We start from the raw sequence: 10,368 nt of genomic DNA on the forward strand, positions 1-10,368 counted from the left end.
CTTCCCTAAACAAAATCTTTTGATGAGGTGAAAGAATAATGAAACGCATTGGAATTCTAACCAGTGGCGGCGATGCACCAGGAATGAACGCAGCGATTCGCGCAGTTGTCAGAAAGGGTATTTTTGACGGACTTGAAGTATATGGAATCAACTATGGCTATGCCGGACTAGTCGCAGGCGACATTCGTCGCTTAGATGTTGCTGATGTTGGTGACAAAATTCAACGTGGTGGAACATTCTTATATTCAGCACGTTATCCAGAATTTGCGACACAAGAAGGGCAATTAAAAGGAATCGAGCAATTAAAGAAATTTGGCATCGAAGGGCTAGTCGTGATTGGTGGAGATGGATCTTACCATGGTGCGATGGCACTTACTCGCCACGGTTTCCCAGCAATCGGGATTCCAGGAACGATCGATAACGACATTCCAGGAACAGATTTCACGATTGGTTTTGATACAGCGATCAATACTGTCTTAGAATCGATTGACCGTATCCGTGATACAGCGACATCACATGTCCGCACATTTGTGATCGAAGTAATGGGACGTGGTGCTGGCGATATCGCTTTATGGTCAGGTGTGGCCGGTGGTGCGGATGAAATCATCATCCCAGAACATGATTTTGACATGCAAGTTGTTGCTGATCGTATCCGTGAAGGACGCGACCGCGGGAAAAAACATTGCTTGATCGTTTTAGCCGAAGGCGTGATGGGCGGAAATGATTTTGCTGACAAACTTTCTGAATACGGCGATTTCCATACCCGTGTATCAATTCTAGGACACGTTGTCCGTGGTGGTTCACCAAGCGCTCGTGACCGTGTGTTAGCAAGTAAATTTGGTTCATATGCCGTTGAATTATTGCAACAAGGCAAAGGCGGTCTATGTATCGGTATCGAAAACAATGAAATGATTGCTTCTGATATTATCGAAACCCTTGAAAACAATCGTCACAAGCCAGATCTTAGCTTGTATAACTTGAACAAAGAAATCTCATTTTAAAGAGATTTTTTAGAGCAACGCAACAGTAATTTTGTAAAAAAAGCTTATTAGCTATTTTAAATAAATGAATAGGAGCGTTTAGTAATGAAAAAAACAAAGATCGTAAGTACATTAGGACCAGCAAGTAACAGTGTGGAAATTATTTCTCAACTGATTGAAGCCGGTGCGAATGTCTTCCGCTTTAACTTCTCTCATGGAGATCATGAAGAACAATTAGCGCGTATGACAATGGTTCGTGAAGCCGTGAAGAAAACTGGTAAAGATGTCGGTATCCTTTTAGATACAAAAGGTGCTGAAATCCGTACAACTGTACAAAATACGACAGAAGCTGACTTTGGTCGTGCTGGATACATCCAATTTAACGTTGGCGATGAAACACGCATTTCAATGGATCCAGAACACAAAGGAACAAAAGAAAAAATTGCTGTAACTTATCCTGGTTTATTTGAAGATGTTCATGTGGGCGGACACATCTTGTTTGATGATGGTTTGATCGACATGGAAATCAAAGAAAAAGACGAAGCAACCCGCGAATTAGTGGTTGTTGTTAAAAATGCTGGAATGTTAGGATCACGTAAAGGGGTCAACGCTCCTGGTGTATCAATCAGCTTACCTGGTATTACTGAAAAAGATGCAGAAGATATCCGTTTTGGTCTTGATAACGATATCGACTTCATTGCCGCTTCATTTGTACGTAAAGCGCAAGACGTTTTAGAGATTCGTGAAATTTTAGAAGAAAAAGACATGACTCATGTGCAAATCTTCTCTAAAATCGAATCACAAGAAGGTATCGATAATATCGATGAAATCATCAAAGTTTCTGATGGTATCATGGTTGCCCGTGGTGACATGGGTGTTGAGATCCCTGCTGAAGAAGTACCAATGGTTCAAAAGAGCATCATTAAAAAATGTAACGCTGCTGGTAAATCAGTTATCACAGCAACACAAATGTTAGAGTCAATGCAACAAAACCCACGTCCAACCCGTGCAGAAGCTTCTGACGTTGCCAATGCTGTCTTTGATGGTACCGATGCAACAATGCTTTCTGGTGAATCAGCAAACGGTGACTACCCTGTTGAGGCAGTAGCAACAATGGCACGGATCGACATTGAAGCTGAAAAAGCTTTATCAGAAAACAGCACATTCCAAATCAACCAATTCGATAAAACAGATGTAACAGAAACAATCGGTTTATCTGTTGCTCGTGCGGCGAAAAACCTAGGGGTAAAAACAATCGTTGCAGCGACTGAATCTGGCTACACTGCAAAAATGATCTCTAAATATCGTCCAGATGCTGACATTTTAGCTGTTACATTTGACGAACGTACAAAACGTGGCTTGATGCTTAACTGGGGTGTCTACCCAACCGTTGCTGAAAAACCATCAACAACTGATGAAATGTTTGAATTAGCAGCAAAACAAGCAGTTGATTTAGGTTTTGCTAAAGAAGGCGATCTAATCTTGATCACAGCCGGTGTTCCTGTTGGTGAACGCGGAACAACCAACGTCATGAAGATCCAATTGATCGGTTCAAAATTGCTTGAAGCGCAAGGGATTGGTGAAAAATCAGTTGTTGCCAATGCCGTGATCGCTCACAGTGCCGAAGAAGCAATTGCGAAAGCAAAAGATGGCATGATTTTAGTTGTACCAACAACAGATAAAGAATATATGCCAGCAATCGAAAAAGCAGCAGCTTTAGTTGTTGAAGATGGCGGCTTGACTTCTCATGCAGCAGTTGTCGGAATCGCGAAAGATCTACCAGTCATCGTTGGTGCCAAAGACGCAACAACAACCATCAAAGATGGCGAATTGGTTACTCTTGATTCTCGTCGCGGTATCGTTTATCGTGGAGAAACAACAGCGATCTAATGATTTTTAACGATTGATCAAGCAACAGGCAAGTGCACGTTGTGCGCTTCCTGTTGTTTTTTTGAGAGGGTCGAAATCCCTTGAGAAAGGGCATTAAAATGACACGATCAAAAATGAAAAAGGTGTCAAGAAAATTTCATTGACAAAGCCTCAGAAGCCCTGTATAATTGCTTTTGTTGCTTAGGGGTGATAAAAATGAAATGGTCTTTATTGGAATTAAAAAAATACCAAGAGACACCGCTGATGTTTGAAGAAACACTTGACTTAAAGAGTCAACTGATAAAACGCGATGGACAGATCATTGATTTGTCTCCTGTAAAAGTAAAAGGGCTGATGAGTGTTGATAAGCAAGGATACTTGCTGCACTATCAAGTAGAAACGACGATGACATTGCCATCTACTCGTTCTTTGACACCTGTAGCGATTCCTTTTGATTTTTCAGTGGATGAACACTTCATGACACCAGAGCAATTTCAGCGTCGCGATGAAATGATCGTCGAAGAAGAAGTTTTGATCGTTGAAGGTCAAACCATCAGCTTAGATGAATCTGTCGCTGATAACCTATTACTTGCGATTCCTTTGCAAGTCCTGACAGAAGAAGAAAAGCAAGGTTCAGCAATGCCATCTGGCAACGATTGGGCTGTTTTGTCAGAAGAAGACTTTGCAAATCAAAAAGAAGCGCAAGCTCAACAAGTTGATCCTCGTCTTGCAAAATTATCCGAATTATTCACTGAATCAGATGACGATAACGCGTAGGATTGGAATAAATTGCAGCCTCAAGGTTGCGTTCATTAACAAGGAGGTGTAGCAAAATGGCAGTACCAGCTAGAAAAACTTCGAAAGCGAAGAAAGCAAAACGTCGTACACATTACAAATTGACAATCAACGGTTTGAACGAATGTGCAAACTGTGGTGAAATGAAAAAAAGCCACCATGTCTGCTCAAACTGTGGTCATTACGATGGCAAAGACGTAGCAACAAAAGAAGCATAATTCCTTTTTTTCAGAAAGAGGATTCTAAAACCTTAGGCTAACCATGGAGCCTGAGGTTTTTTTGTTTTTTTGACGAATATGGAACTTTTCAGAAATATTTTTTGTCCAGCGAAAGAGAATAGTTCAAAAGCAGGTACATTTGCGCTATAATGAAAAAGATAATTGAATCTTAGGAGGATGAAAGATGACAAAACAACAAATCGGCGTTGTCGGTATGGCTGTTATGGGCAAAAACTTAGCGTTGAACATCGAAAGCCGCGGTTATTCAGTTGCCTTATTTAACCGTACTGGTTCAAAGACAGAAGAAGTAGTAAAAGAACATCCAGATAAAAATTTTAAAGCAACCTATACGATAGAAGAATTTGTTCAATCTATTGAAAAACCACGTCGTATTTTATTAATGGTAAAAGCAGGATTTGCGACAGATGCAACGATCCAAGAATTATTGCCTCATCTAGACAAAGGCGATATTTTGATCGATGGCGGAAATACCTTCTTTAAAGATACGGTTCGTCGTAACGAAGAGTTGGCAAACTCAGGAATCAACTTTATCGGTACAGGTGTATCTGGTGGGGAAGAGGGCGCCTTGAAAGGTCCTTCGATCATGCCAGGAGGACAAAAAGAAGCGTATGAATTGGTTGCGCCAATCTTGGAACAAATTTCTGCAAAAGCCGAAGATGGAACACCTTGTGTGACTTATATTGGACCAAACGGTGCAGGCCATTACGTAAAAATGGTTCATAACGGGATCGAATATGGGGACATGCAGCTGATTGCTGAGTCTTATGACTTGATGCAAAACATATTAGGTCTATCTGTTGATGAAATGGCTGATATTTTTGCTGAATGGAACAAAGGCGAATTAGACAGCTATCTAATTGAGATCACAGCGGATATTTTGACTCGCAAAGACGATCAAGGTACAGGCAAACCAATCGTTGATGTGATTTTAGATGCTGCTGGTAATAAAGGAACTGGGAAATGGACAAGCCAAAGTGCCTTAGACCTAGGCGTACCACTACCATTGATCACTGAATCTGTTTTTGCCCGTTATATCTCGGCTTACAAAGAAGAACGGGTCAATGCCAGCAAAGTCTTACCAAAACCAGAAGCAGTTGCTTTTGAAGGAAACAAAGAAGAGTTTATCAATAAGATCCGCGAAGCATTATACTTCAGTAAGATCATGAGCTATGCACAAGGATTCGCGCAATTACGTACAGCATCAAAAGAGTATGATTGGGATCTTCCTTTTGGTGAAATTGCCAAAATTTGGCGTGCAGGCTGTATCATCCGGGCTCAATTTTTACAAAAAATCACGGATGCTTATGACAAGAATGCCGACATTGAAAACTTACTATTAGATGACTACTTCAAAGATATTACGAAACGTTATCAATCTTCTGTACGTGAAGTAGTTGCACTAGCTGTCCAAGCAGGAGTACCTGTGCCGACGTTCTCATCTGCGATCGCGTACTTCGATTCTTATCGTTCTGATCGTTTGCCAGCGAACTTGATCCAAGCACAACGGGATTACTTCGGAGCGCATACGTATGAACGGACAGATAAAGAGGGAATTTTCCATTATTCATGGTATGATGAAGCGTAAGCTTTAAGAGAATCCAAAAGAGAAAGGCCGAAAGTGAGAACTTTCGGTCAATCTCTTTTTTATTTTTTAGATACATGATAAAATAAGACAGATAATGTCTAATTTAAAGGCAGAATAATCAATAAAGGGGCTATCAATAATGAGTAATATTCTAATCATTGAAGATGAAAAGAACTTAGCTCGATTTGTGGAATTAGAATTGAAGCATGAAGGGTATAATACTGAAGTTCATTATAACGGACGGACGGGACTGGATGCGGCGCTGAATAATGAATGGGATGCGATCTTATTGGATCTGATGCTTCCTGAGTTAAATGGGTTAGAAGTTTGCCGCCGCGTGCGTCAATCGAAGAACACCCCGATCATCATGATGACCGCACGAGATTCCGTGATTGATCGAGTATCAGGTTTGGATCATGGTGCTGATGATTATATTGTGAAGCCTTTTGCAATTGAAGAATTGCTGGCACGCTTACGTGCGTTGCTTCGCCGTATCGATATCGAAGGGGACAAAAACGTTGCAAAACAAACCACGATCACATACCGAGACCTAACGATTGAAAAAGAAAATCGTGTCGTTCGTCGCGGAACAGATGTCATTGAACTAACGAAACGCGAATATGAGCTATTGTTGACTTTAATGGAAAACGTTAATGTCGTTTTGGCCAGAGATGTTTTATTAAACAAAGTCTGGGGCTATGAGACAGAAGTTGAAACCAACGTTGTCGATGTTTACATCCGCTACTTACGGAATAAAATTGATGTACCAGGGGAGGAAAGCTATATCCAAACCGTTCGTGGTACAGGTTATGTGATGCGGTCGTGAACCTTAAAAAAAGAATGAAAAAATTAAAAGAACTGAAGGGGCCTTCTTTAACTGTAAAGTGGGCCTTCGCAAGTTCTTTCTTTATATTCGTCGTATTTACGATCTTTGCCGTGATCACCTATAAAACATCGGTGAATTTGATCGTCGCTAAAGAAGAAAACAATGTGGAGCGGACGATGTCAGAGGTTGCTTCTCGTTTAGCCAATTCGGATCAAGAACTAACATTGGTCCGAACGTATCGTAATTTAACCAAAAATGATGCGGGGACGACGAGCATTTATGATCGCACTTCAACGATCGATGGCAACTTAATGAAAATCGACTCCTTTATTTCGGAATTAGGCCAAGCACCATTGAGCCTGTTTGTTTATAATTTGAATGAGGACCTTGTGTTTAAAACCCATGAAAATGATTTAGCACTGATCGACACGCAGCGCAAAGCGCCAACCATCGTAACGCTGGATGGTATCACAGGCTTTCTCTCTATCCAACCCATTTATTCAAAAGGCACCAGAGAGCGGATTGGCTATGCTCAAACATTTTATGAGTTGACTTCTTTTTATGAAATACGCAGCAAACTGCTGCTGACTTTGATTATCTTAGAAGTCGTCTCTCTGATTCTCAGCAGTGTACTCGGGTTCTTTTTATCAGCGTATTTCCTTCAGCCATTAAAGGTATTACGGGATACGATGGAAACTGTTCGGAAAAACCCGCAGTCAACCGTGCATATGCCAGAATTAAATACGAACGATGAACTGTCTGATTTAGCAGATATATTTAATGAGATGTTGGATCGCATGCGCCTGTACATTGAGCAGCAAGAGCGATTCGTTGAAGATGTTTCTCATGAGTTACGGACACCCGTAGCAATCATTGAAGGACACATGAATCTTTTGCAACGTTGGGGGAAAGATGATCCAGAGATCTTGGATGAGTCCCTCGCAGCCAGTATGCAAGAGATCAGTCGAATGAAGACGCTAGTACAGGAAATGTTGGATCTCTCAAGAGCGGAACAAGTGGATGTTCATTATGCAAATGAAACAACTAATGCAAAAGAAGTTGTCTATCAAGTGTTCAATAACTTTAAAATACTGTATCCGGATTTTGTCTTTACATTGGATGATGATTTGTATCATGAGTTGAAGCTGAAAATCTATCGCAATCATTTTGAACAGATCATTATTATTGTCTTGGATAACGCAGTAAAGTATTCCACTGATCGAAAAGAAGTTCATCTATCCATTTCATTGGATCGTCAATCTTTTGAAATTGCCATCCAAGATTTTGGGGAAGGCATCTCCAAAGAAGACCTCGATAAGATCTTCAATCGTTTCTATCGGGTAGATAAAGCTCGTGCTAGAACCAAAGGTGGCAATGGTTTGGGGTTATCTATAGCAAAACAACTATTGGAAAGCTATAAAGGGAAAATCACGGCGGAGAGTGTCATTGGCCAAGGAACAATCTTTCGAATTTATATACCGATTCTTCAAACGGAAGATCGGACGAAAAGAGAACGTTAGGCGAAAAGCTTAAGTTCTCTTTTTTTATCCATTAATGATAGATTTAGCCGTGAAATACTTCTTATAAGCGAACGTTCGAATCGTTTGACAATGAATAATTCGCTTATAAAAATAGTTGCCCAAAAGCCTATTTTTTTAGTTGATTTTTCCTTTAAGAATTGCTATATTATTACTTGTCCTTGTTAAGACATTTGTAACAAACACTGATTGAACTTTTTTGAAATTAGTTGTTGACGAAACATTTTACAAGTGTTATTATAACAAAGTCGAAAAAATATCATCTCTGAAAAACCTAATAAATCAAAAAAACTTTTCAAAAAAGTGTTTGACATATAACGGTTGAGATGGTAAGATGAAAAAGTCGCTGAGGTTAAGAAAGAAGTTAAATAACAACTTCTTGAAAAAAACTTTTAAAAAAGAGTTGACAATCAACTGCCGCTCTGATATGATATAAAAGTTGCTAACACAGCACTGTAGACCTTTGAAAACTGAACAAAGCAAGCAAACGAACCAATGTGTAGGACGTTTCAATTTATTGAAACAAATACATGCAAGCAATAGCTAGCAAAGTTAATTTTTATGAGCTTAATGACCGTATGGTCATTCAAACAAATCATTATGAGAGTTTGATCCTGGCTCAGGACGAACGCTGGCGGCGTGCCTAATACATGCAAGTCGAACGCTTTTTCTTTCACCGGAGCTTGCTCCACCGAAAGAAAAAGAGTGGCGAACGGGTGAGTAACACGTGGGTAACCTGCCCATCAGAAGGGGATAACACTTGGAAACAGGTGCTAATACCGTATAACACTATTTTCCGCATGGAAGAAAGTTGAAAGGCGCTTTTGCGTCACTGATGGATGGACCCGCGGTGCATTAGCTAGTTGGTGAGGTAACGGCTCACCAAGGCAACGATGCATAGCCGACCTGAGAGGGTGATCGGCCACACTGGGACTGAGACACGGCCCAGACTCCTACGGGAGGCAGCAGTAGGGAATCTTCGGCAATGGACGAAAGTCTGACCGAGCAACGCCGCGTGAGTGAAGAAGGTTTTCGGATCGTAAAACTCTGTTGTTAGAGAAGAACAAGGATGAGAGTAAAACGTTCATCCCTTGACGGTATCTAACCAGAAAGCCACGGCTAACTACGTGCCAGCAGCCGCGGTAATACGTAGGTGGCAAGCGTTGTCCGGATTTATTGGGCGTAAAGCGAGCGCAGGCGGTTTCTTAAGTCTGATGTGAAAGCCCCCGGCTCAACCGGGGAGGGTCATTGGAAACTGGGAGACTTGAGTGCAGAAGAGGAGAGTGGAATTCCATGTGTAGCGGTGAAATGCGTAGATATATGGAGGAACACCAGTGGCGAAGGCGGCTCTCTGGTCTGTAACTGACGCTGAGGCTCGAAAGCGTGGGGAGCGAACAGGATTAGATACCCTGGTAGTCCACGCCGTAAACGATGAGTGCTAAGTGTTGGAGGGTTTCCGCCCTTCAGTGCTGCAGCAAACGCATTAAGCACTCCGCCTGGGGAGTACGACCGCAAGGTTGAAACTCAAAGGAATTGACGGGGGCCCGCACAAGCGGTGGAGCATGTGGTTTAATTCGAAGCAACGCGAAGAACCTTACCAGGTCTTGACATCCTTTGACCACTCTAGAGATAGAGCTTCCCCTTCGGGGGCAAAGTGACAGGTGGTGCATGGTTGTCGTCAGCTCGTGTCGTGAGATGTTGGGTTAAGTCCCGCAACGAGCGCAACCCTTATTGTTAGTTGCCATCATTTAGTTGGGCACTCTAGCGAGACTGCCGGTGACAAACCGGAGGAAGGTGGGGATGACGTCAAATCATCATGCCCCTTATGACCTGGGCTACACACGTGCTACAATGGGAAGTACAACGAGTTGCGAAGTCGCGAGGCTAAGCTAATCTCTTAAAGCTTCTCTCAGTTCGGATTGTAGGCTGCAACTCGCCTACATGAAGCCGGAATCGCTAGTAATCGCGGATCAGCACGCCGCGGTGAATACGTTCCCGGGCCTTGTACACACCGCCCGTCACACCACGAGAGTTTGTAACACCCGAAGTCGGTGAGGTAACCTTTTTGGAGCCAGCCGCCTAAGGTGGGATAGATGATTGGGGTGAAGTCGTAACAAGGTAGCCGTATCGGAAGGTGCGGCTGGATCACCTCCTTTCTAAGGAATATTTCGGAAGACTACACATCGTTTGCCTTTGTTCAGTTTTGAGAGGTCTACTCTCAAGTAAATACCCGGGGCCTTAGCTCAGCTGGGAGAGCGCCTGCTTTGCACGCAGGAGGTCAGCGGTTCGATCCCGCTAGGCTCCATTAACGACAATGGTCGTTATGCTTTGTTCATTGAAAACTGGATATCGAAGAAAAAATCAAAACAAGTAACACACACCGAGTTGAAATGTTAAAAGAGTTTTTTAATAAGTTCAACGCTTATTTTCTTGAGCAACCTTCTATCGCTAGAAGAAGTACTCAAAACCGACCGTAAGGTCAAAGGTTAAGTGAATAAGGGCGCACGGTGGATGCCTTGGCACTAGGAGCCGATGA

The 10,368-nt window shown here is 42.1% G+C and carries 7 protein-coding genes, 1 tRNA gene and 2 rRNA genes (1 of these 10 running past the window's edge); all 10 read left to right on the top strand.

The features are described 5' to 3' along the window. Window positions 1-38 precede the first annotated feature (38 nt). Entirely contained in the window at window positions 39-1,001 is a 963-nt protein-coding gene (gene pfkA / locus IGJ12_RS05030; protein WP_005237177.1) for a 6-phosphofructokinase, read from the top strand. A gap of 84 nt (window positions 1,002-1,085) precedes the next feature. Further along, window positions 1,086-2,870: a pyruvate kinase gene (gene pyk, locus IGJ12_RS05035; RefSeq protein WP_008377816.1), complete on the top strand. Its 1,785-nt coding sequence runs from the start codon at window positions 1,086-1,088 to the stop codon at window positions 2,868-2,870. 195 nt (window positions 2,871-3,065) lie between these two features. Next, window positions 3,066-3,626, top strand: a complete 561-nt coding sequence (locus IGJ12_RS05040; protein ID WP_016619881.1) for a YceD family protein — start codon at window positions 3,066-3,068, stop codon at window positions 3,624-3,626. Window positions 3,627-3,682: 56 nt separating this feature from the next. Continuing rightward, the gene (gene rpmF, locus IGJ12_RS05045; protein WP_005229191.1) at window positions 3,683-3,862 is read left to right on the top strand and encodes a 50S ribosomal protein L32; all 180 of its coding nucleotides are present in this window, start codon (window positions 3,683-3,685) and stop codon (window positions 3,860-3,862) included. Window positions 3,863-4,046: 184 nt separating this feature from the next. Next, window positions 4,047-5,468 (top strand): NADP-dependent phosphogluconate dehydrogenase, encoded by a 1,422-nt coding sequence (gndA, locus tag IGJ12_RS05050; RefSeq protein WP_005229192.1) that lies wholly within the window; start codon window positions 4,047-4,049, stop codon window positions 5,466-5,468. 139 nt (window positions 5,469-5,607) lie between these two features. Then, a complete protein-coding gene (locus IGJ12_RS05055) occupies window positions 5,608-6,294 on the top strand; it encodes a response regulator transcription factor (protein WP_005229193.1) in 687 nt (228 codons plus the stop codon). Between the two features lie 14 nt (window positions 6,295-6,308). Then, entirely contained in the window at window positions 6,309-7,814 is a 1,506-nt protein-coding gene (locus IGJ12_RS05060; protein ID WP_034872519.1) for a HAMP domain-containing sensor histidine kinase, read from the top strand. A gap of 614 nt (window positions 7,815-8,428) precedes the next feature. Continuing rightward, window positions 8,429-9,988, top strand: a 16S ribosomal RNA gene (locus IGJ12_RS05065). Window positions 9,989-10,064: 76 nt separating this feature from the next. After that, a tRNA-Ala gene (locus IGJ12_RS05070) sits at window positions 10,065-10,137 on the top strand. A gap of 179 nt (window positions 10,138-10,316) precedes the next feature. Continuing rightward, window positions 10,317-10,368 (top strand): 23S ribosomal RNA (locus IGJ12_RS05075) (it continues 2,863 nt past the right edge of the window). The 16S and 23S rRNA genes sit together here with 1 tRNA gene alongside, the layout of an rRNA operon.

Source organism: Enterococcus sp. DIV0802b (assembly GCF_050543535.1).
In the GTDB taxonomy this organism is placed as follows: domain Bacteria; phylum Bacillota; class Bacilli; order Lactobacillales; family Enterococcaceae; genus Enterococcus_D; species Enterococcus_D entomosocium.